This window comes from Reticulibacter mediterranei, from assembly GCF_016587455.1.
Genome location: NZ_BNJK01000001.1, coordinates 851,978 through 875,474 on the forward strand (window position 1 = coordinate 851,978; position 23,497 = coordinate 875,474).

The 23,497-nt window shown below is 51.1% G+C and carries 18 protein-coding genes; 10 read left to right on the forward strand and 8 right to left on the reverse strand.

What is annotated here, in order from left to right:
• Window positions 1-44: 44 nt before the first annotated feature.
• Entirely contained in the window at window positions 45-1,064 is a 1,020-nt protein-coding gene (locus K3T83_RS03860; RefSeq protein ID WP_444544560.1) for an IS701 family transposase, read from the reverse strand.
• Window positions 997-1,275, reverse strand: coding sequence for a hypothetical protein (locus K3T83_RS58615; RefSeq protein ID WP_444544561.1), 279 nt, complete (start codon window positions 1,273-1,275; stop codon window positions 997-999). The genes K3T83_RS03860 and K3T83_RS58615 overlap by 68 nt, the downstream gene beginning before the upstream one ends.
• A gap of 916 nt (window positions 1,276-2,191) precedes the next feature.
• Between K3T83_RS58615 and K3T83_RS03865 the strand changes: the two genes are divergently transcribed.
• Window positions 2,192-2,893, forward strand: a complete 702-nt coding sequence (locus tag K3T83_RS03865; protein WP_220201660.1) for a glycine/sarcosine/betaine reductase selenoprotein B family protein — start codon at window positions 2,192-2,194, stop codon at window positions 2,891-2,893.
• Between the two features lie 63 nt (window positions 2,894-2,956).
• Here the strand turns inward: K3T83_RS03865 and K3T83_RS03870 are convergent, their stop codons facing one another.
• Window positions 2,957-3,442 (reverse strand): peroxiredoxin, encoded by a 486-nt coding sequence (locus tag K3T83_RS03870; protein WP_220201661.1) that lies wholly within the window; start codon window positions 3,440-3,442, stop codon window positions 2,957-2,959.
• A 244-nt stretch (window positions 3,443-3,686) separates the two neighbouring features.
• On the opposite strand from K3T83_RS03870, the gene K3T83_RS03875 reads away from it, so the two are divergent.
• Window positions 3,687-5,108, forward strand: coding sequence for a glycosyltransferase family protein (locus K3T83_RS03875; RefSeq protein WP_220201662.1), 1,422 nt, complete (start codon window positions 3,687-3,689; stop codon window positions 5,106-5,108).
• Here K3T83_RS03875 and K3T83_RS03880 read toward each other — a convergent pair.
• Both K3T83_RS03880 and K3T83_RS03885 read right to left on the reverse strand, forming a co-directional pair.
• Window positions 5,076-5,909 (reverse strand): carbon-nitrogen hydrolase family protein, encoded by an 834-nt coding sequence (locus K3T83_RS03880; protein ID WP_220201663.1) that lies wholly within the window; start codon window positions 5,907-5,909, stop codon window positions 5,076-5,078. The genes K3T83_RS03875 and K3T83_RS03880 overlap by 33 nt on opposite strands.
• A 107-nt stretch (window positions 5,910-6,016) precedes the next feature.
• The gene (locus K3T83_RS03885; protein ID WP_220201664.1) at window positions 6,017-7,054 is read right to left on the reverse strand and encodes an NAD-dependent epimerase/dehydratase family protein; all 1,038 of its coding nucleotides are present in this window, start codon (window positions 7,052-7,054) and stop codon (window positions 6,017-6,019) included.
• A gap of 233 nt (window positions 7,055-7,287) precedes the next feature.
• Here K3T83_RS03885 and K3T83_RS03890 point away from each other — a divergent pair, with 233 nt between their 5' ends.
• The 4 genes from K3T83_RS03890 (at window position 7,288) to K3T83_RS03905 (ending at window position 14,747) form a co-directional block, all read left to right on the forward strand.
• On the forward strand, window positions 7,288-9,048 hold the full coding sequence (locus K3T83_RS03890) for an aldehyde dehydrogenase family protein (protein ID WP_220201665.1): 1,761 nt from the start codon (window positions 7,288-7,290) through the stop codon (window positions 9,046-9,048).
• A gap of 458 nt (window positions 9,049-9,506) precedes the next feature.
• Complete coding sequence (locus K3T83_RS03895) at window positions 9,507-10,481, forward strand: tetratricopeptide repeat protein (protein ID WP_220201666.1); 975 nt, start codon at window positions 9,507-9,509, stop codon at window positions 10,479-10,481.
• A gap of 137 nt (window positions 10,482-10,618) precedes the next feature.
• Complete coding sequence (locus K3T83_RS03900) at window positions 10,619-13,954, forward strand: winged helix-turn-helix domain-containing protein (RefSeq protein WP_220201667.1); 3,336 nt, start codon at window positions 10,619-10,621, stop codon at window positions 13,952-13,954.
• A 298-nt stretch (window positions 13,955-14,252) separates the two neighbouring features.
• A complete protein-coding gene (locus tag K3T83_RS03905; RefSeq protein WP_220201668.1) occupies window positions 14,253-14,747 on the forward strand; it encodes a hypothetical protein in 495 nt (164 codons plus the stop codon).
• A 303-nt stretch (window positions 14,748-15,050) separates the two neighbouring features.
• On the opposite strand, the gene K3T83_RS03910 is transcribed toward K3T83_RS03905, so the two are convergent.
• From K3T83_RS03910 to K3T83_RS03920, 3 genes are all read right to left on the reverse strand, one after another.
• Window positions 15,051-16,022 carry an NAD(P)-dependent alcohol dehydrogenase gene (locus tag K3T83_RS03910; RefSeq protein WP_220201669.1) on the reverse strand — a complete coding sequence of 324 codons (972 nt, stop codon included), beginning with the start codon at window positions 16,020-16,022 and terminating at the stop codon, window positions 15,051-15,053.
• Window positions 16,023-16,054: 32 nt separating this feature from the next.
• Entirely contained in the window at window positions 16,055-16,327 is a 273-nt protein-coding gene (locus tag K3T83_RS03915) for a DUF8691 family protein (RefSeq protein ID WP_220201670.1), read from the reverse strand.
• A gap of 164 nt (window positions 16,328-16,491) precedes the next feature.
• Complete coding sequence (locus K3T83_RS03920; protein WP_220201671.1) at window positions 16,492-19,158, reverse strand: winged helix-turn-helix domain-containing protein; 2,667 nt, start codon at window positions 19,156-19,158, stop codon at window positions 16,492-16,494.
• A gap of 673 nt (window positions 19,159-19,831) precedes the next feature.
• Between K3T83_RS03920 and K3T83_RS03925 the strand changes: the two genes are divergently transcribed.
• The 4 genes from K3T83_RS03925 (at window position 19,832) to K3T83_RS03940 (ending at window position 23,429) form a co-directional block, all read left to right on the forward strand.
• A complete protein-coding gene (locus tag K3T83_RS03925; protein ID WP_220201672.1) occupies window positions 19,832-20,332 on the forward strand; it encodes a DUF1269 domain-containing protein in 501 nt (166 codons plus the stop codon).
• 13 nt (window positions 20,333-20,345) lie between these two features.
• Window positions 20,346-20,705: an SCP2 sterol-binding domain-containing protein gene (locus K3T83_RS03930; protein ID WP_220201673.1), complete on the forward strand. Its 360-nt coding sequence runs from the start codon at window positions 20,346-20,348 to the stop codon at window positions 20,703-20,705.
• Window positions 20,702-22,783, forward strand: coding sequence for an amylo-alpha-1,6-glucosidase (locus K3T83_RS03935; protein WP_220201674.1), 2,082 nt, complete (start codon window positions 20,702-20,704; stop codon window positions 22,781-22,783). The genes K3T83_RS03930 and K3T83_RS03935 overlap by 4 nt, the downstream gene beginning before the upstream one ends.
• Window positions 22,784-22,859: 76 nt before the next feature.
• Window positions 22,860-23,429, forward strand: coding sequence for an HdeD family acid-resistance protein (locus K3T83_RS03940; RefSeq protein WP_220201675.1), 570 nt, complete (start codon window positions 22,860-22,862; stop codon window positions 23,427-23,429).
• Window positions 23,430-23,497 lie beyond the last annotated feature (68 nt).

Here is a 23,497-nt window from a genome sequence, read left to right on the forward strand (position 1 = left end):
CAGGGGCAGCGCGACCTCCAATAAACGCCGCACTTCTGGAACCGTCAGTTCGGCGAGTTCCTCGCTTCCTGCCCCTTTTTTTCTCGGCTTGCCGCCCGAATACTTGCCAAAAAGGCGTGAGCCATCATCGAGAGCGTGATATGACGGTACCAACTGTGCCAAAAACGCACTGCGTACTCATTGAGTCCCGTCTCCCCTTTGGCCTCCTTGATACATTGCTCCACCATGTAGCGGCTGGAGGCCACCCAGATGAGCGTCTCAAGTGGCGTCTCGGGGGGAACGGAGCACAAATAATAGGCCAGTTCACTGGCTTTGCTGATCGAGCGACGAGAAAGCCTCCAGGCATCGGGTCCGGGAAGCTGGTCTCGGCTCTCGACGACTGGCCAGCAGGCCCAGTCATAGGTGATCGGGCCCTTTTCCCCTTCCATCACTGCTAGACGTTGGAAGCTCTGGCGAGGCCAGGACGCCACTACTTCGGAGACCATTTGAGGTTTGGGCGAGCCTTCTGCCAGGCGCCACCCTCGTCTAGGGCGACCTCCCGTCTGTTCCTCTGGTGCCTGCAGGGCTGGCCGCTCTTGCCAGACCCGGGTGTTGGCGGCCACTGCCAGCACATAAAACCGCCCGCAAGCCTGAATCGTTTCCCGCAAACGGGGCGAGTCGGAATACGCCTCATCTCCGGTCACCCATTTCATGGGCACCCCCGCTTCCCAGGCGTGCAAGAGCATGGCGATAGCTTGCTGCGGCTTGGTTTCAAACTGCACCTCCTCTGGCACCATCGCCTCAGCTCGGCGATCTTGATCCCAGATCCACTCGACCTCCGGCAGATAGAGACACCGATCCAGAAAGACATGACTGTCCCGGCCCACATACGAGAGCACAGTCGCCACCTGACAATTCTCTATTTTGCCCAGAGTTCCACAATACTGCTTCGCCACTCCCACCGACTTATCCCCCGCCTTTGGAAAGCTAGTCTCGTCCACGACCCCGATGCCTTTTTCATCCCCAAAGGTCTCGATGACAAACTGCTCTAAGCGATCCCGCGCGGCTTCTGCATCCCAGGGCACGCGGTACAAAAGCCATGGCATCCGAGTCTTCGATGCCATCTCCAACGACCTCTGCCAGGTGCCAGCTATTCTTCCGTGGGACGGTTGCCAGCAACCCACGCAGGTATTTCTTGGCTTGTTCGCGCGACTCGGAGCGTTCAAACAGGTCGGAAAAACGGGCGTGAAATTGCTCAAACGCTTCCTGCCATTGCTCCAATTCCGAGAGCGTCATCTTCAGCCTCCAATCGTCTCCTTGCTCAGTCGGTTTTTTCTCCTCTCTCTTTTCTACTAATGAAGGCTAACTACGGTTGTACTACTAGGAAGACTAAGACAGTGCTCACCAGAAGTCCTGACAGAACTCTTTAATGCCTTGCGTAAAGGATACAATTTACAAATACGTCGAGAGGCTGCACATCTCCTAGTACTCATCAGTCCAGAGAATAGCAAGGTATCAGACGCACTCCTAAAAGGGTTGTTGGATAAAGATCATAACATACGTACTGCTTGTATTCGGGCGCTAGTATCTTGGGGGAAGCACTTTCCTGGTACTCTTCCAAAGATTGAATCAAATTTAGTTCAAGCTGTTCAGGATCCGAAGTTTGACAAACCAGCTAATATTCTTGAGCGTCATGCCTGGGACTATGCTTACGACACTCTGTGGCAACTAGTCGTTGGCGATGAGGTGCAAATAATATCAGGATTAAACCTTCTTTAAGTACGACATTGTTATCTTACAAATAAAAAATCGCGTATTAACCGCGAGTCTAAATTAAGAGGTAGAAGTAATTTTTACGGTAGCCATACATCAGTATGCGAAAGAGATACTACAAGGCATGCAGCACCCCTTGGCGAAACAAGCCGAATCCAGATTTGTCATGCATACTTATCTGACAAATCCCAGCCGCGCTGTTTGGGGGCACCTGTATCGATCCGTTTAACCCACCTATTTGATCTTAAGTTTGCTATACTGTGTCTGGAACGCCAAATCTGTACCAACGTAATGTGCGCCAGTGCTGGCTTGAAGAGAGTCAAAAATGACAGTCAAATTGACAGTTTACCTCTCGAACAGCGGCGACAAAGACGAACGAACACAAACACTATTTTTGACGGCACGCGCTCCCCAAGCGCCGAGAGAAGGATAGAACAACATGGTAATGTCGAAGCGGTGTATTCCCTATACGCCACGTTCTCGTGAATTGAAACAAAGCGTCTTTGCACTTGTAACGACAACAGGTGTCCATCTACGGACTCAAGAACCATATATAGAAGATGACAACACCTGGCGGCTCATCCCTGGTGATGTGCAAACAGCAGATTTAATGATTACCCACGATCACTACGATCACCACGATGCTGATCAGGACGTCAATTGCGTTTTCCCCATCGACCGCCTGCGTGACCTCGCAGCAGAAGGGATTATCGGCGGGATCAATAATAAGCACCTGGGCTTTGGCTTCACGCAAAACTTGCGCGATCTCTATGAGCGTGCAGCACCAGAAATGGCAAAAGAGATAGCACGCTCAAAAGCTGATGGCGTCATCCTCACCGCTGGTTGCCCTCTCTGCCACAGAGTAGCATGTGCTATCGCCCGCGAAATTGAAATGACTGGTCTCTCCACTGTTCTCATTTCCGTCGTTCCCGATGCCACCCAGCAGGCAGGACCGCCACGCGCCATCAATCCCAATCATTTCAAACAGGGGAATAGTCTTGGTGGACCGCATCAGAAACACCTGCAACGTCAGATCTTGTTGGATGCCTTAAAGCGTTGGGAAGCGCGAGAAGAGCCAGGGCGCATCTGGATCATGGACTACCCTGAATATAATCAACAACAGGAAACAATCGAAGAATAAAGCGGTAGGATAATGGGTTCTGATATTTTTCAATATTCAGAACCCGTCACTGCAACAAACAGGTTAGAGTTTGCGCAGCGCCTCAAACAAATCCTCATTATCTGGCAGCACGCCTGGCACGTGCGTTACCTCGATATAACGAATAACGCCCTCTTTATCGATCACAAACAGCGCACGCTCCGCCATGCCAGCAGGATGTCGCACGCCATAGGCATCCACCACCTGCCCCTGTGGATAAAAGTCAGAAAGCAGCGGAAATGTTGTGTGCATGGATTTTTCCCAGGCATCGAGAGCAAACGTACTATCCATGCTAATCGACACGACCTCAGTGTCAAAGTCATTAAAACGGCTTAATTCTGCCTCGTATGAGGGCAACTGGGCCGAGCAGGTGCCGCTAAACGCGTAGGGGACGAACGCAAGGACAACATTCTTCTTTCCCCGAAAATCGCTAAGATGCCAGTCTTTCTTCTCTGCCGTCTTCAGGGTAAAATCTGGTGCCACATCGCCGACCTTCAAAGTCTTTGTCTCTGTGCGATTTTTACTGTCCATCAGCCTGCATATCCTTCTTTATAAGTTGTATTTCTGGAACGTTCATGAGCAGATCTCAACAGGCAACAAGTGACCACGTTCACGCATCACTCGTCTTGTAAATTGCGCCAAATAGAAGTATCAAATAGCAGTGTCGCTCCTCAATAAATACTCTCTATCTGGCAAATAGAGATGCTCACTGTTCGGGATTGTAGCACTGACAATGAGCGCATGTCAAACGGGGAAGAGAGGAGACTGAAATCTTTTGTGGCAAGAACATGCTCAGACACCTTCTATTCAAAAAACCAGACGTCCCTTTGAGTTCATCGATAACATACTGGAAGCGCGTTCTGGATTGCTCGCCTACATTCCTATCACCTTTGTTACTATCTGTCTACTCTGCGGTGCTTCCTGGCAAATCTTCTTATCAAAGAACGATCCTGCCCGCTATCAATGTTATGCCCTCACTTTCTGGTTCGGTAGCGATGCAAGCAATCTCCTTTCACCCGATCAATGCTCATTCTTGTTGCCGTTAGCAACTCCACAACCCGCTTTTCATATGCTGCCAATTGAATACCCTCCCCTGACTTTGCTCACTTTTTCCTTACCACTACTCGCTCCTCTTCCATATTATCAGTTAGCCTTTGCGTTCTCCATGTCGCTCATCTGCTTCCTTATCTACTGGCTTCTGCTGAAATATGGCCCACGTGGAGCGGCCCCCGTCTTCGCACTCTACATCCTCATCGGTGGCGTGGCAACCGCAGCAGAACGATACGATCTTGTGCCAGCTGCACTCACACTGCTTGCTATCATTGCAGCTGAACGCAAACATTGGACCTGGGCCTATATCGCTCTGGCATTGGGTACATTGATGAAAATATATCCTATCTTATTGTTGCCAACATTCTTCATTGCTGAACAACAATCCCAGGGACGCATGCACCTTCCATCAAAAAACTTAACACCCGCCACAACAATCCATCATCTCTGGTATACAGTGCAAGGCTTACGGCAATGGGTGTGGAAAAATGCGCTGATCTTTTTCAGCCTCATTATAAGCATTACCGCCGTGTTCGCCTCGCTCAATTTCGAGGGAGGTGTCGTCAGCCAGCTCAGCTACTTCCTTCACCGTCCTATACAGGTTGAGGCAACAAGCAGCACCTTTTTATGGGTCGCTCAAAGCGCTGGCATCCCTCTACACATCGATAACAGCTACGGCTCCCTGAACATCATCAGCCCGCTAAATAGCATACTCTCTCCCACCTGCACACTGCTCTTAGCACTCGGTTGTCTCTTCATCATTGGAATGCAGTGGCGCGGCAAACTGGACATCACGCAAACCTGCATTGCATTGTTGCTCGTTTTTATCGCAACAGGCAAAGTCTTCAGTCCTCAATACATCATCTGGCTGATGCCCTTGCTCGCTTATGCTGGCGCTTTCGATACCTTCTGGCTGCTGATCTGGGTATCGCTTTCCGCTCTGACTACACTTATCCTGACCTACCTCTATACACGCCCGATCGATCCGTTGCTGATCCCATATACGCCCGGCTTCTTTGAAACCGTGACCTTACGCAACGCGCTCTTCGTGCTGATTACATTGACCTATCTTTTTAACTGGTTCCAGGCACGACAGCGCAGACCGCTGCCACCGCTACGCTCTGAAAAGGAAACCAGGCCGCTCTAGCACATCTTTCCTGATCTCATAGGCAGTTTCCGCGTCTTTGAGCAGAGTTGTTTCAACCTTTTGCAGGAACATCTCTTCTCGCGCATGCCCCAATCGCTGCAATGCGCCTCGAAATGGCGCAGCGATTTGCGAGCGACCAATCAATGTTTCATGCTGAGCACTGCTGTTATTAGCGGCATTTGCATACACCAGCACAACCTCATTTTCAAATGCGCGAGCCACGCAAAGCGCATCGACCAGTTTCACTTCCGAATTGGGATCATGTGTCAACCCGACGCCTGCATCCTCAACGCACCAGTAGCTTGGGCAGAGCACCAGCTCAACTCCACGCCGCATCATCTCACGAAATATTTCAGGAAAGATCAGATCCCAACAGATAATCAGGCCAACCCTGCCATAATCAGTATCAAACGCCACAACTTCATTGCCTGGAGTAAGGTAGCTTCTTTCGGACAACCAGAGATTTACTTTTCTATATCTTCCTCTGACATTTCCAGCTTTATCTATATAATAAGCAGTATTGTACAGCAGACCATCCTGATCACCCTCAATAATCGATCCTGCGACAATATCTATCGTATATTCACTGGCTAGTTGCTGAAAATACGCTCGATAGCACCCATCATAATCCGCTAATGTCGCGTCGCCACAAAGCGGCCCGGTCACAAAATCCTCTGGGAACACAACCATATCTGCCCGCGATGCTGCCGCAGTTGCAACAAATCGGCGCATCTTTTCGAGATTCTCCTCTGGCCTCGCCTGAGCAACGGCAAATTGTACAACCGCGATCATGACATCCATAGCGACAGTTTACTCCCAAACACAAGTAACGATGAGCCATAATTCACTCATCGCTACTTGTGTTATGCTCAAACCACAACGAGAACTATTCCTCACGACAATCGGGATCAAGCCTGAACAGCCTCTCGCTCGCTGCTCCCTTGTTTGCCTTTTTTCGCTTCCAAGTACCAGCGTACGCCCTCGGCCACGCCGCGCTCCACATCATACTCAGGCGTATACCCAAGCTCACGCTTTGCCCGCTCGATGGAAAAGGGTTGCTCTCCTCCCTGAAGTGTCACGCCATAGGTGGTAAAAGGTGGAGGTGCGGCATTGCGCCTGCCAGCCGCCTGCCAGACCAGCTCAGCAGTACGACCGGCCAGATATAAAGCTGAGAATGGCACCTGCAACTTCAAGTGTGGAACACCCAACGCGTCCGCAATGGTGTTCAAATATTCAGCCTGCGTCACGCGCTGCTCACCTGCAAGCGTATATGCGCGGCCAATCACCTCATTACCCGCATCCCCGGCTTTAATCATCCCCTGAGCCACATCTCGCACATAGACAACTGGCACAATATTCTTCCCGGACCCCATCAAAAAGAACTTGCCCGATTCTACGCGCGCGACATATTTCCCGAAACTGGCATTATCTCTTGGACCGTAAATCCAACCCGGACGCACGATGACAACAGGGGCGCCCCGATCTTTTACCAGATTCGCAAGCAGTTTCTCGCCCGCAATCTTCGTCCGACTGTAGGGATTATCCTCAGCATGGAAAGGATGATCCTCTGTAACCAGATCGTGCAGATGATGCCCATAGACGGTAATGGAACTGGCATGCACAATCCGCTCCACACCAGCCTCCATTGAGACATTCACCAGGCTCGCCAATCCTTGCACATTGATCGCTCGATAGACCTCTTCCAACCCCCAGGGACCGGTCTTCGCACCGACGTTGTACACGCGCTGCACACCTTGCACTGCTCGCTTTAATGATTCCTCATCGGTTAGATCACCATAGACAACTTCTACATCTCTCAGTGAACGTACATAGCTTGCATCTTCGACAGGGCGCACCATCGCGCGAACCTCATCGCCCCGCTCTCTCAACATATCAATAAGATGGCCGCCTAGAAAGCCTGCGGCCCCCGTTACTAAAACTTTCATATTCTCTTTACTCCTCGCTTGCCTTGATCCCCCCTACGCACCTCATCCATCTTACGTGAGTATAGCAACCGCGTTCAACATTGGCAACTGCGTAGGAGAGATTTCAGAGCAAGATTTCCACACGCCTTATGTAAAATATAATAAGATACTAAAGCGTGCTACTAAGGCGTGCTACTAAGGCGTAAATGTCTGTATAGTAACGAACCCATTCATTTCCAACGGAGGCATGAATCATGTCGATTACGACTCCACACGGTTCTCCACAATTTCCACGAACCGCTAGCGACATCCAGCCATCGACTCAGGAAGCAATAGATAATGCTGTACAGGCATTACAAGCAAATAAACAAAACTGGGTGACGCGCTCAATACAGAACCGTATCTCCATTATTGACACCATCATCAACAACTTTGTCGCCATCGCGCCCCAATGGGTCGCCAGTGCATATCAGGCAAAGGGCATTGCAGAAGATTCTCCACTGGTTGGCGAAGAATGGATGATCGGGACATGGCCGATACTCAAATATTTACGCCAACTGCGACAATCATTGCTAGATATTGAAACATACGGTCGCCCACACATCCCTGGTCCCGTTACCACACAACCAAACGGCCAGGTCTCCGCTCAGGTATTCCCTCAAACCCTCTATGATCGCCTGTTCTTTCGTGGCGTGACAGCCGAAATCTGGATGGAACCCGGTGTCAGTGCAGAGACGCTGCCGCAGACCCAGGCGCTTATCTACCAGAACAAAAACCATACGGGCAAAGTCGCTTTAGTACTGGGTGCAGGCAACGTATCAAGCATTGCTCCGACAGACCTCCTCTATAAACTCTTCGTCGAAGATCAGGTCGTGCTGCTCAAAATGAATCCCGTCAATGCTTATCTTGGTCCATTGATCGAAGAGAGTTTTCAGCCCCTGATAGAGCAACACTTTTTACGCGTGGTTTATGGCGGCATACAGGAAGGCGAATATCTCTGCAAACACCCGGGCATCGAAGAGATCCACATCACAGGCTCAGACAAAACCTTCGACGCCATCGTCTTTGGCACCGGCCAGGAAGAAGCCATCCGCAAAGCAGAGGGCAGGCCACTGCTGACAAAACCTATTACCGGGGAGTTGGGCAATGTCAGCCCCATCATCATTGTTCCTGGCCCCTGGACACCCGTTGAACTTGCATATCAGGCCGAACAGATCGTCTCCACGCTCACCACCAACGCTGGTTTCAACTGTAATGCAACACGCGTCATTATTCAACATGCCGACTGGAATCAACGTGGGCAACTCCTCCAACAACTACGCACACTCATGAGCAACACCCCTCCACGCAATGCCTATTATCCAGGAGCCAGAGAGCGCCAGCAGAGCTTCTTACAGGCCCACCCAGAGGCTGAGCAACTCGGAACTCCTGGCCCACAACAGCTGCCCTGGACACTGATCGCTGGCGTTGATCCTGCCAATACAGACGAAATTTGTTTTACAACCGAAGCGTTCTGTGGACTTTTCGCCGAAACCAGTCTGGAGGCTGCCAGCGTCGCAGAGTACGTTGACCAGGCCGTGACTTTCGCGAATGAACAACTATGGGGAACACTCAATGTGACGCTCATTGTTCACCCAGAATCGATGAAAGTTCCGGCAATAGCCATCGCCGTTGAACGGGCCATTACCAATCTGCGTTATGGCACTATCGGACTCAACTACTGGGCAGGCGGCAGCTTTGCAATTGGCGTGACCACCTGGGGGGCTTTCCCTGGACACTCTCTCCAAAACATTCAATCGGGCAACGGCGTTGTCCATAACGCTTTAATGTTTTCACAAGCACAAAAATGCATTCTACGAGCGCCCTTCACAGTGACGCCTACCCCTCCCTGGTTCGTCACTCGTAGCACTGCAATGAACAAGCTCTTCCCCAGGCTGACCGACTTTGAAGCTTCTCCTTCCGTCTGGAAGGTGCCAGGCATTATCGGAGCAGCCCTAACAAACAATAAAAGCTAAACAATATGTATGGCTGCGTTTGTGCTATTTTTTTATACAAACGCAGCCATAGCGTGAATTTTTTCTAAGAACCGGGTAAATCATCTCCCCTACAGTAAAGCAATACATTCTCTGTATCTGAATAGTTACCAGCATCTACATCCCTAAAATCAAAAGTACTATATTTAGCATACAAAGCAATAATGATATGCTAAAATCCTCTCATACACGCACATACCTCGAAATATTAGATCTGGAAGTATTGATGGAAGTGGAGAATACCTATGGACAAGCAACACATCATCAACTCGATTTTCAGCGACCCCATTTTTAGTGGCCCGATTTTGGAATCCATCTTGAGCACTGATCCATCGTAAATGTCCGATTCACCTATTTATCTCAATATATTAGGCTATGCTCTTTATACATGATTCGCGCAGGAACAGGATCTAGCGGATCTGGAACAGGCAGTACAAACCTTGGAGCACGCACTGCAACTTACATCCGTCGCCTCTGCTGAGTGGTTGCAAACTATCCACAACCTGGGAAACGTGTTACGGGTCCGTTACGAATATACAGATAACATGAACGATCTCGATCGAGCAATTCACCTGTTTGGACAATTAACCGAGCACACGCCCCTGGATTCTCCAGAGGGATCAGAACATTTGTTTAATCTGTGTACCTGCCTGCTCATACGTTTTACAAAGACAAAAAACATTGCCGACCTGGATCGCGCCATCTGTTCATGGAAAGAGATGCTCGCACCTACCCCTTCAGATTCTCCGCTCAGACTCATGTACCTGGGCAATCTTCACAATGGTCTGGTGACGCGCCACGAACTCACCAACAATCTCAACGATCTGGCCGAAGGAATCCAAATGGGGCAAACGTATCTCGACGAAATCCCAGCTGATGATCCCGACCGTGTCGGATTTCTGGAAACGTTGAGCAAGAGCATGATTAAATACTACAATCAGACTTATGATTTGGCCGATTTAAACTCCGCCATCCGTACCTGGAAACGACTGATAGAAGCAACACCACTAGACGCAGATTACCTCCCCGTGTTAATCAACTTTCTCGTTCATGGCCTATTAACGCTCAGCGATAAGACCAAAAATGTTGCAGATTTCCAGGAAGCGATACGACAGCAAGAGTATGCATTGACGCTGTGCAAACCTGGCTCGTTCTACCAGATGCAATGCCTGCACAACCTGGGCAGCACTTTGAAGATGCGATACCACGACACACAAGATTTACACGACCTCAATCGGTCAATCGAGCTGCTGGAACAGGCCATCGCTCTGTTTACTCCAAATTCACAACATGTTAAAGCCGATTACCTATCGAACCTTGCTAACGCATTATACTTGCGTTTTGAACGGACAGAAAATATGGCAGACCTGGATCGCACAAAGGAGTTAAAAACGCTCGCTTCTTCACCTAAATAATTCGCCGTCTCTTCACAACAGGAAATTTACACATCGTGATCGGGTTGCAAGTCACCTCATCACTGTCTATTTTTTGTGTTATACTCATTCATGTTGGGTAATTGGAGGTAAACCACCAAATTTTTTGAAAGGATGCTATGCCCAAACCAGCTCAGCATGTGCTTCTCTGGTCCAAAATCCATCGGCATTATGAACTGCATACCTACGGCCAACCCAAACAGTCATTCACCCTGGAAGACGAGCAGATCTGGCTCACCTGGTTAGCTGAAAACACGGCTTTTGCCTTTGAAGGGCGGACAGGACGAATCACGGTGGTCAAAGAAGCGAGGACTCGTGGGGGAGGATATTGGTATGCCTATAGCACGCGTGAGCGACGCACTAGCAAGCGCTATCTGGGGCGTACAAACCATGTAACCTTTCCACGCTTAGAGCGGGTGGCAAAGGAACTCACATGTCAGTCCTCCTCTACTGCCCATAGACGCCCAACACATCAAACCACTGACCTGCTCTCCCTTGCTCCCAACCGCGATGATATCGCATCAGGCACGGACTCTGACCCCCAAAGCATCGGCTCGGGGCGAGAAGGAGTTGGACAAGCAGGGAGCTGGTCAAACGTTGAGCACAGCGTTGTCCTGCTCTCCGCCAAACTCTCGCCTCCCCGTCCACCAACCCGGCTGGTGGCACGTGAGCATTTGCTCGCCGAACTGAATGCAGTGCTCTTCCACCATTTGACGCTACTCTCTGCTCCGGCAGGGTCAGGCAAGACTACGCTACTCGCTGCATGGGTGGCTGCATCGAAAAAGCTGCCGGAGAGCAAGGCAGATGAAACCGAACACGAGGTCGCCTGGCTCTCCCTTGATGAATTGGATAATGATCCTACCCGCTTCTGGACTGCGGTTATTGCAGCTCTGCGCCGATGTCTGCCCCATATTGGAGAGGTGGCACAAGAGATGTTGCATTCGTCACAGGCTCCAATGCTCTCAACCATTCTGATGACGCTGCTTGGTGAGATCGAGCAAATAGGGAGAGAAATCATCCTCATTCTCGATGACTATCATGTAATCAGTGATAAGACCATTGGAGATGCCTTGCTTTTCTTGCTTAGTCATCTGCCCCACAATCTGCATGTGGTTCTCTCCAGCCGCACTGATCCTGACCTTCCCCTCTCCCGCTTTCGCGTTCGCTCTCAGATGAGCGAAATCCGTGCAACTGATCTGCGTTTTTCTCTGGAGGAAACTGCCCGTTTCTTGTGTGATGCTATGAAGCTGCCCCTCTCACAACAGGAGGTGGAAACCCTCTCGGAGCGAACTGAGGGCTGGATTGCCGGTCTGCAACTGGCCGCGCTTTCCATGCAGAAGCAGCAGGATCTCTCTGCCTGGGTCTCGGGCTTTGAGGGATCTCACCGGCATCTATTAGAGTATGTGCAGCAGGAAGTCCTTGCTCACCTTCCCACCCACCTGCTCGACTTTTTGCTGGCAACGTCGATCCTGACCAGAATGAATGCCTCTTTATGCCAGGCCGTTACCGCAGCGGACAGCCAACAAACCAGCCAGCAGCTTCTGGAGAAACTGGAGCGGGTCAATCTCTTTGTGATGCCTCTGGATGAGCAGCGGCGGTGGTATCGCTATCATGATCTCTTCCGCGAGGCTCTGCTTGCTCAATTGCACACTTCCAGGTCTCAACAGGTTCCCCTGTTGCACCAGCGGGCAGCGCGTTGGTATGAGGCGGCAGGTGATCTGCATAAGGCCATTACCCACGCACTGGCGGCTCCTGACTATCCTCTGGCTGCGTCCCTAATCGAGCTGGCTGCTTCCTCTTTCTGGCTCAGCGGGCAGGCAAAAACCATTCACAATTGGGTGCTTTCCCTGCCCGAGGCCATTGTGCGTGCGCATATCCGCCTCGCCCTGAGTGCCGCTCTTCATTTACTCAATTCTGCACATACAACCGCCGAAACACTGTATGCAGAAATCGTTGCCCAGGTGAAAAAAAACATCACGCGCATGGAGAAGATCGTAGACAGAAAGCACGAACTGGTCCTCTCAAAGGAGGAGGTGGCCTTGATCGAGCGGCGTGTACACATGCTGCGTGCTTTGATTGAGGCCAGCATGCTTCTTGGGCATGGCGATAGAGAGCGTCTGCATCTGCTCTCTCAGGAACTCGACGCTCTTCCCCCTGATGAGGATGCCATCTGGCAAATGATTCCACTCTCCTTCATCTACTGGCTGACTGCAATCTTGCGGCATGAAGGAGTACAACTGGTATCCAGGTTTGAGCAAGTGAAGCAGCAGGTGATTGATGCAGCAGACGCACTGGCAATGATCCGCTTCATGGGCTGGCTGGCAGTGTTATATATACAGGCTGGACAGCTACACCAGGCTCATCGGCAATGCCTGGAGACACTCACCCTGATTGGACAGATTGGTAAACGCAGTGCATGGGCGGGATATATTCATTTTTGCCTCTCTCATATCTACTATGCATGGAATAAACTAGAGGAGGCTTCTAGCTCGTTGCGACGTGCTTTGCAGATTGCCTCTGATTGGCAAGAAGTGGATCTCCAGGTCATCGGAGAAGGTTTGCTGGTGAATCTCTCACTGGCAAGAGGGGATCGGGCGACTGCGCAGCAGGCTCTCCAAAGGACGATAGCATTGGCAAAGCAGGGGATCATTACCGATCATGCTGTCTGGGTAATCTATGCCCAGGTTCCTTTCTGGCTGGCTGAGGGGAATCTGGTCGAGGCGAATCAATGGGCTGCCCGGGCCGCCTTAGCTCCAGAGACCTGGAACCCCTCGCGCAAAATAGAGCTGCTGATGTGGATACGAGTCGCTCTCGCACAGCAACAGTACGAATCTGCCATCGAGATCCTGGAGCGTTTCAGAAAACGCCTTGACCCGCCAGCAGATATCTATACTGTCGAATTCCTGTGTCTGTACGTCGTGGCGCTGTATTATGCAGGCAAGAGAGTACAAGCTCGAATGGTTGCATCTCGCCTGCTCTCGCTGACCGAGCCAGAGGATCATATCCGCGTATATCTCGATGGTGGCCCACCTATGAAACAGGTGCTCAAAGCCCTGCTTTCACCTCAGCTTGATGATGAATCTGGTGCTGAAACAGCCGTTCTCTCAAAGGAGGGAGCCATTTCCCGGCCTTTTGTTTCGCGATTGCTGGCTGCCTTCGAGCAGAAGCAACGCCAACACACGAGCCTTGCCAGCCAACCCCTCGTCACCCCGCCAACGAGTAGGCCTGAGCCTCCACAAGTCGAAACGTCATCAGATCTGCTTGAACCTCTGAGTCGGCAAGAGCTGCGGGTGTTGCGTCTTCTGGTCACCGGGCAGACCTACGGGGAGATGGCAAAGACGCTCATCGTCTCTCCCAACACGATCAAGACCCAGATCAGCAGTATCTATCGCAAACTGGGCGTGAACCGTCGCTCCGAAGCCATCGCAGCGGGCAAGCGTTTCCATCTCCTCTAAGCAGAACCCAAGCCAGACACATCCTACTTGTGGGAGATCAGTCTCATTCCAATCTCCCAACACACTCTCATCAATCACCCTTCTAATCACCTATCCTGGTGATGTCGATTCACCTGGCATCTGGCTATACTCTCCTTCAAGAGAGATAGTCGCGCAACCGCGCTACCTATGCGGAACCTTTCCCAGAGGGCTTGCAGCCTTCTGGGCTTCTCCACTGTCTACCGTATCTCGTTTCTGAGGAAGGTGCAAACTCCTCAGTAGTCAATGGATAGATAATTCTATCCAAAGGGAAAAAACGATGTCAGAAACGAACGCGCTCTCAAATCAACCAGTAGCTGACGACGGCCAGATCGAAGCCAGGCTCATAGCTCCTCCGTCGCTCTCCAGGGCAGAGGTCGGCGCTATGATCCCCTCGCCACTTTCACGCAGCAAGCAAATCCTGCGCTTGCTGCGGCATTTCGGCGAGATGGTTCTGGCTATGCTGCTGGGAATGGTGGTCTTAGAGGTGGTGACTGGTGTGATCCACATTGCGATGGGGCCGGAGGTCGAGGCAATGGCGATGGCAGTCGCGATGACAATACCTATGGTAGCCTGGATGCGCATTCGTAAGCATGCCTGGCGGCTGAATGCAGAGATGGCGGGAGCCATGATCGTTCCGACAATCGTGCTGATCGCTGTTTGTTTGCTGGGTGTGTTGCCAAGAGCAAGCCTGATGCTCTTTACACATCTGTTGATGCTGCCCGCCATGCTCGCCGTGATGCTCTATCGCTGGCGCGACTATACCTGTCACTAGCTGTCCCGTGCTATCCGGCATAGGACAGCAAGAGCACCTGTCGGGAATTCACGCAGATTCCTGGATCTCCAGTAGGAATTGCTGAAGCAGAGAGTCACATTTGTTTGAGCTTGAGCAAAAAGACGGCTCACGACGGTTTTGCATTTTCACATCGTGAGCCGCTACGAGGAAGAAGCATAGTTTTGCAGAAAAACTTCACTCGAAGTAGAGGCTAGCCTGCATCTCTGGAAACATTCACCCCCATTGCAAAGAGCCACGGTGAACGGTTCATAACATGAACGTATTTTTTGAGGTGGGATTGTTCTATTCTACTGTTATAACTACTTTGCCTTTGGCATGTCCTTCTTCAAGATACCGAATTGCTTCAGCAACCTCACTTAATGAATATCGTCTATCTATGACAGGAACAACTTTGCCTTCTTCAAGAAGCACCTTCAGAAAAGCTAAATCTTTCGTGTTTGTTTTCGCCGTCAGGTTCCCCATTTTCTGCTTCCCAGTCATCGATATCCATGGCCCCAGGAACATGGCCTGAACCATTTGACCCATAGAGCCTCCAGTCGTGACATATATTCCATTGAGATGTAATGCCCGTTTATAAGCTGAAATCGAATGATAGCCATTCACCGCAAGGATCAGGTCATACTGCTGCCCATTTTTCGTGAAATCTTCATGTGTGTAATCAATGACGTGGTCTGCCCCAATCGAGCGCACCATATCCACATTCCCTGTGCTGCACACAGCGGTGACTTCAGCCTCGAACGCCTTGGCAATCTGTACCGCGAACGTTCCCACTCCACCGCCCGCACCATTAATCAAAACCTTCTGACCTCGCTTGATCTGCCCTTTATCGCGTAGCCCCTGCAAGGCGGTGACTCCCGCCAAAGGAACAGCGGCAGCTTCCTCGAAGGTCGTATTAGCGGGTTTCAACACCAACGCATCTTCACGAGTACAGACATATTCAGCAAAACCACCCCAACCAGTCTCGAAGAGATCTCCAAAGACTTCATCACCAGGCTGAAACTGCTTGACATTTCTGCCAACCGCTTCAACTCGTCCAGCTACGTCAGATCCGAGGATCGGGCGTTTTGGTTTGAGAAATCCATTATACAGGCGAACCAGAAACGGGTCGGCTCTCACAAGACGCCAGTCAGCTGCATTGACGGATGCAGCCGACACTTTTATCAAGACTTCATCATCTTTGGGCGCAGGTTTTTCTACCTCTTCAAATTGAAGAACATCTGGGGATCCATATTGTGTGTAGACAATAGCTTTCATGAGAGTATCCTTTCTCCTTAATGATAAGCGTGTCAGGGTTTGACATCTGGTACATCTGCCTGGTCGGGTTTTATGCGCATGACCGAGAGTAATGGCATGCCTAAATCACGCACTTTTTTGAGCAATCCATACAACGCGGCCTGATCAACCACCGGGCCGGTTAAAAGCATATCGCCGTTGTCTTCCAATGTGATGGAGAGGCCATCAAACCAGTCTGTCCACTCATGACCCAGATGCCCCTTAACCTTGATCTGATAGATCATTGGTTGAATTGGATCAATTTCCGAGTTGAATGAGCCTGACATGATTCTGTACCTCTTATCCTGGATTATTTTGAATTCTAGAAGAAGCATAACTGCATGACGGTGTGTAAGTTGAGACACGAAAGTGTTATTTGAAGTGTTGTCTTGAGTGTAGTGAGGGGAGCATTGCTCATGCTTTGGCTGTATTGAGACGGCAACCGATCTGTTTATACCAGACCGAGTTGGCGGGCCCGTGCGACCGCTTCAGTACGCCTTTGGACCTGAAGTTTGCCAAAGATTTTCCGATTGTGTCCTTTTACTGTGTCCAGAGCGAGGAACAGCCGTTCACTGATCTGCTGATTGGAAAGTCCTTGAGCGATGAGGTGGAGGACTTCTACCTCGCGTTGACTCAACGGCTCGATCAAGAGCTGGGCAGAAGACTGAGATGCCAAAGACAATGGGTCTTCGCTCCTCTGCTCATCCGCTTTCAATACCGCCAACAATTTCTTGATATAGTTAGGTGTTCTCCCAAGAGCCTCAGCTTCGGATAAGAGATGAGCCATCGGGAGACCTTCATCGACAAACAGACGGATGAAGCCGCCTGGCTCGGCAAGTACCAGAGCGTCACAGAGCTGTTGCACCGCCTCGTCCTTTTCACCATGAGCCTTTAGCGCAACTGATTGCATCACCATCGCCTTGAGCCGTTCATCCTTCCAATCCTTTGCCTCTGCCTGCCGTCGCCATGCCTCCAGCACTGCCAGTGCCGCCAAAGGGTTTCCCTGAGCCAGATGAACCCTGGCCTGACTAATAGGCTGTTCGTATGCCTGTGCTATACGAGCGGCGGCGGCCACATCACCCTGGTGTAACAACACCAGCACTTGCGCGGCAGCTACTTCGAGGAAACGAGGCACAAAGTTATACCGGCGCGCGGACTGATGGGCATCTTCAAGTAGAGCAGCGGCGGCGGCCACATCACCCTGGGCCAGTTTCAGGCGGGCAAGAAAGATCTCACTGCTCACGTATCGGTCAATCACTCTTCTATCATACTGTTTTGCCAGGCGGAGACTCTGTTGCCCATGCTGTAGAGCTTCATCTAGCTCATTCCATTCATAGAGAACACGGGCCAGGCCAAGATGCGCTTCGCAGATAATCTGAAGCGGCTGATCGCTTGCCAATTGTAGGACGCGTCGGTAAGTCTCGGCTGCCAGAGAAAGCTGGTTGTCTGCTTCCTGGATGTGGCCCAATCCGATAGCCACCAGAATAGTGTTGAAGGTATGCCCAGATGCCCGGCCGAGAGAGAGGCCTTCGGTAAAGGCCTGGCGAGCGGCGGCACGGTCTCCCAGGCTGCTATAGGCATATCCCAATACCCAATAAGGAGTAACGCGCGAAAACAGGTTGTTGGGATGTAGATATTCCAGGGCACGGCGCGATTGAGCAAGCATGGGTTCTATCTGGTAGCGAGTGAGCGCTAACGTCGCCCGGATAGCGGCAATTTGTCCGATAAGATCTCGGACCGTGTCGTTCACCTCGTTGCCTTGCAGGGTGGCTTCAGCCGCTTGCAGTTGTTCTTCCGCGCCAGTTGTTTGACCATTCACTACCATCAATGAGGCATATCTCACCCGCAACGAGGGTTTGGCATCCAGCACGGCCGTCGGCAACGACCCCAACCAGTTCAGGAGAGTAGTCACTGCACCACGAAAATGTCGGGGAATCCCCTTTCCTTCTATCAAACGCTCGGCGCGCTCTACATCGTTGGCTGCAACTGCATGGTGAAATGCTTCAATCGCAAGGTCATGATTTTCATACCACGCACTGGCACGAATGTGTAACTCATGCACCTGCCTTTCGCGGTCTTGGGCATCTCCAGGAGATGAGGTGATGCTCTGCTGAAGACGAAGCCTGAGCAAATCTGCAAAGAGATGGTGATAGCGATACCAGCATCGTTCGCTGTCCAATGAGACGATGAAGAGGTTGGCGCGTTCGAGGTATTCCAGGGTAGCTTGCCCGGAAAGAGAAGGGTCGAGGACAACAGCATCACACAACGAGCTTGACAATCGGTTCAGGATGGATGTGCGCAGCAAGAATGTCTGCACACGAGCGTCCTGCTGTCCGAGGACTTCTTCCATCAGATAGTCCAGGACGAAGTGGTGGCTGCCAGTGAACGAGCTGATGAAGCTGGTCGGGTCCTGGCATCCCTGCAAGGCAAGCGCGGCAAATTGCAGGCCAGCAACCCAGCCTTCGGTACGTCTCTCCAGGGCAGCGATGTCCTGATCCGAGAGGGTGAGACTCATCACCTGGTTGAGAAAGGTGGCGGCTTCGGAGAGAGTAAAACGCAAATCAGCGGCGCGCAGTTCGGTCAATTGGTCCTGAGCACGCAGACGGGCCAGGGGCAACTGAGGGTCTTCTCGGGTGGTGATGACCAGGTGCATATGCGGGGGCAGATGATTGATGAGATACGTGAGGGCCTGATCAACCGCTTTGGCCTCAATCATGTGGTAGTCGTCGAGAACGAGGACGAACGGGTCTTTTGTGATGGTCAAGTCATTGAGCAAGGCCATCAGCATCGCTTCGGTTGACGGTGGCTGGGGAGATTGGAGCGCACGCAAGACCTCTTCTCCAAGCCTGGGCGCAATTGTCTGCAATGCTGCAACGAGGTATGTCAGAAAGCGGGTGGGGTCATTCTCCCCTTCGTCCAACGACAGCCAGGCACTCGATTGCCCAATTCCCTCGATCCATGAGCTGATGAGTGTGGTTTTCCCAAAACCAGCGGGAGCAGAGACGAGGGTCAATTTGCGATGCAGACCCTCGTTGAGCCGTCCAATCAGGCGAAGGCGGCTGACCATGTTCGGTCGAAGCCGAGGGAGATACAGTTTCGTGGCTAAAATTGATATCACACACTCTCTCCTTCGCACATTTGGCACTCCCCCGCTTCAAAGACGGGGAATTCTTCCTTCATCCACCTGGTTTGCCCATCGGCCAGTCTCCTGACGGTGAGTAGAGATCAGGTGTCCAGAAGCGTTGTCCATCCCTTTGGGAGTGGTCGTTCCCATATGCCCTACGGTACGAGACGCAAACATCCAGACAAGAGACAGACCTGTCCGTGAGGAGAGGATGTGCTGGCTCTTCCCAACGAGTCATCTGACGCCGTCTCTTGCTTTGATCGCAGATGCTTGTCGATGTCTTCACCCTGCGATTATACCGTCTCGTGTAGGGGTGGTCAAGAGGATACGGCGCCCCACTCCGCCCTAGCCCCAAATAAAGAGGGCCAGTTCATCCCCCCGCATCTATGACTGGAGCTTTCTTGCCTCGGTTTGTGTAATACGATTGAAGCTACTAATGATTAAAGAATAACTTAGTTCTCCTCTTTTCAAAATTTTATAAAATGAACTTTTATTGATGTGTCAAGTAGGCAATACACCGATATTCCTCGGTCTGATCGCCTCTTAATTCACAAGCTCATGTTATATTTTTTAAGTCAGTTGTTTTGTTCATATTCACTACACTGTTATCAAACAGCTAATACTTTGCCTACAGAGCAGAGCATGTCACAGAAAAAGGAGTATTTCCATGAGCAATCTCTTTGTTCTCAAATGTAAGGATGAGGCTACAGCAGAAAACATTGTTAGTACGATCAGGCAATTACAGAGCCAGCGTCTCATCACTATGGAAGATGCAGCTCTTGCGACGGTAGACACGAATGGCAAGCCAAAAATCCGTCAAGCCCATGATCTGGTGGGAGCAGGAGCAATGGGGGGAGCCTTCTGGGGCATGCTGGTGGGGCTGCTGTTTCTGTCCCCTTTGCTGGGCGCTGCGATTGGCGCAGGAGCAGGAGCCCTTGTAGGCAAGATGAGTGATGTAGGCATTGATGATAATTTTATCAAACAAGTCGGTAATGCAATCCATCCGGGAGAGGCCGCTTTGTTTTTGCTCACTCGCAACGAGGTTGCTGATAAGGTTCTACCCGCATTAAGGCAACATCAATTTGAGGTCATCCAGACCTCGCTCTCTGCTGAAGATGAGGCTCGCTTGCATGAAATGCTTGGGCCTGCGGTTCCCGCGCAAGCATAAGGAGAAAACAACGATGCCAAACAGTGTCCAGGAATTCTTCAACACGTTGGCAACACGTCGTTACGAACCTCTGCTGCACAGTGTTTCGGGGACAGTCCAATGGAACATTGAGGAAGAGGGAAAGTGGAACGTGATTATCGACAAAGGCACTATCACGGTCAACCGTAATGCAGTAGTTGCTGATAGCCTTATGTCATGCAACAAAGACATCCTCCTTGTCCTGGCGAACGGGGCGCAAAATCCTCTCACCGCCTTTCTTCAAGGAAAATTAGCGATAGATGGCAATGTCGGGTTGGCCCTAGTATTTCAGCGGATCTTTCAAAACGGGACGGACAAGAACAAAACCATGACGAACAGCAGGAGGACACAGTGAGCGAAAATACAATCAGTATTCTTGAAGGCAACACGTTTGTTGTCAGTGATCGGCGCGGAAATATTGATGCCTCACTAACGGAGCCAACAGGTCTGTTCTCCTGGGATACTCGCTTCCTTTCCCGCTGGATATTAACGGTTGACGGAATGCAACTCAATGTCCTGTCAACAGACGAACTTGACAGCTACTTTAGTGCACAATTCTTCCTTGCCCCAGGAACAGGAACCATCTATGTCGATACCGACATTTCCATCATACGCAAACGCGCTGTTGGCAAAGGCTTTCACGAGGATCTGACAATATTGAACCATAAAGAGCAGCCGATTGATTTGCGGCTTCGACTCGCAGTGGGAGCTGACTTTGCTGATTTGTTTGAAGTCAAAGATGCGCTTCTGAAAAAAGGAGAGTATTTCCATCGTATCGAGGATCGCCTCTTAGTTCTTGGCTATCGGCGAGAGAGCTATAGCCGTGAGACCTGGATTTCTACTACGGCCCAGGCCGCTATTGACGAACAAGGTTTCACCTTCTCTGTGCATCTTGGACCTCACGAACAATGGAGTACCTGTTTGGAAGTGGGCGTGGAGATAGCCAACATGCACATTCTCCACAACGAGGTCCACTATCAACACAGTGGGCTGCGTGTCAGACCTGATATGCAACATGGGTTGGTAAAATGGCATCAGGCCGCACCTACCCTCAGCTGCGATTGGCCCTGGCTCAGTCGCATCTATCAGCGCTGTCTGGTTGATCTGGCTGCGCTTCGCTTTCACTCTCCCCTGGTGCCCGGTGATGCGCTACCAGCGGCTGGATTACCCTGGTTTATGACTATCTTTGGGCGCGATAGCTTGATAACCGCTTTCCAGGCCCTTCCCTTCTATCCAGAACTGCTCGAAACTACACTGCGACAACTGGCCTTGCTACAAGGTTCACGCTACGATGATTTTCGGGACGAGGAGCCGGGGAAAATCATTCACGAAGTCCGTTTTGGCGAAATGACGGCTTTTGAGGAGCGTCCTCACTCTCCCTACTACGGAGCTGCCGACTCCACACCTCTGTTTCTCATCTGCCTGGACGAATATGAACGCTGGACGGGCAAGGCAGATCTTGTGCGGGAATTAGAAATGGAAGCGCGAGCAGCGCTCAAGTGGATTGATACCTATGGGGATCTCAATGGTGATGGCTATGTAGAGTATGACCGCAGAAATAAGGAAACCGGGTTAGAAAATCAATGTTGGAAGGACTCATGGAACTCGATTCTCTTCGCGGATGGGAGCCTTTCTCGTCGTCCTCTGGCCGTCTGTGAGATACAGGGGTATGTCTATGATGCGAAGGTGCGCTGTGCTCGCCTCGCTCGTACATTCTGGCGAGACCCGGAACTGGCGCAGCGGCTGGAGCAAGAAGCAGCAGTATTCAAACAACGCTTTAACCAGGATTTCTGGATCGAGCAACAACAGTTTTTTGCGCTGGCCCTTGATGGCGATGGTCGCCAGGTGGATTCGCTCACCTCTAATATTGGGCATCTGCTCTGGAGTGGGATTGTCGATGAAGGGAAGGCAGAGGCATGTATGCGTCATTTGATGAGCAACCGGCTCTTCTCTGGTTGGGGCATACGGACTATGGCCGAGGGAGATGGTGGATACAATCCTCTTGGCTATCACGTAGGAACCGTCTGGCCTCATGATAATTCCCTCATTGCCCTCGGGTTAAGACGCTATGGATATGATGAGGCCGCAGCCTACATCGCCCTGGGCATGCTTGAAGCTGCACGCTTCTTTGAGGGTCGTTTACCAGAGGCATTTGCTGGCTATCCAAGAAATCTGACAGGTTTTCCGGTCGAATTTCCCACCGCGTGCAGCCCTCAAGCCTGGGCAACAGGAACGCCGCTGCTCTTAATCCGCACAATGCTCGGATTGGAGCCTGTGGGTGATCGTCTCACGGCACATCCTGCTATCCCAAAAACACTGGGTCAACTAAATGTATCAGGCATCCCTGGCCGCTGGGGACGTGCTGATGCCTCTGGAAGCGGAAGTGTTGTTGTTTCCGAGTCTATTGACCATCTTGAACGTCTCATGGTCTAGTACGCGACATGTAATTGGCATATGTTCATTATTCGGTGGGCTTTAAAAGTATGAAGCTCAGAAATGGGTGGTACATATGCGTCCAGTTTTTGCATCTGGCGCGGCTAGTACTCCCTGGTGGCTCATCATGATCACAGGGATTGCAGCATTTATTGGGGGATTGTTGCTCCTCGTCTCGCCAGGAGTGACACTTCTCCTGCTTGAGCAACTTCTGGGAGCCTATTGGCTGGTGACTGGCACTCTCTCTTTTGTAAGTCTCTGCATTGATAGAACCATGTGGGGCTGGAAGCTCGTCATCGGTATTTTAGGCATTCTTGCAGGTCTGGCTGTCTTACGGCACCCGTTATGGAGCACGGTCTTAATACCGACGATACTGATGATCTTTCTTGCCATAGACGCGCTCATCATAGGCGTGTTACAAGTCATTCATGCGTCTAGTGGTGGCGGAAGCGGCCTTGCTTCCCTGGGCATTCTAAACATCATTTTTGGGCTGATCTTGTGGTTCAACCCGCTCGTTGGAGTACGTACTCTGCCAATTATCCTGGGCATTTGTGCGGTGATTGGAGGAAGTCTAGTATCTATTCGTGCTTTTGCCTTGCGTCCTCAAGCGACACACATACAACCTCCAGGGACACAGCCAATTTGAGACGTACGCATCGAAGGAGATTGTTACTATGCATGCTGGCTATCGTCTCTCGTGGGTGTGACAGAGGG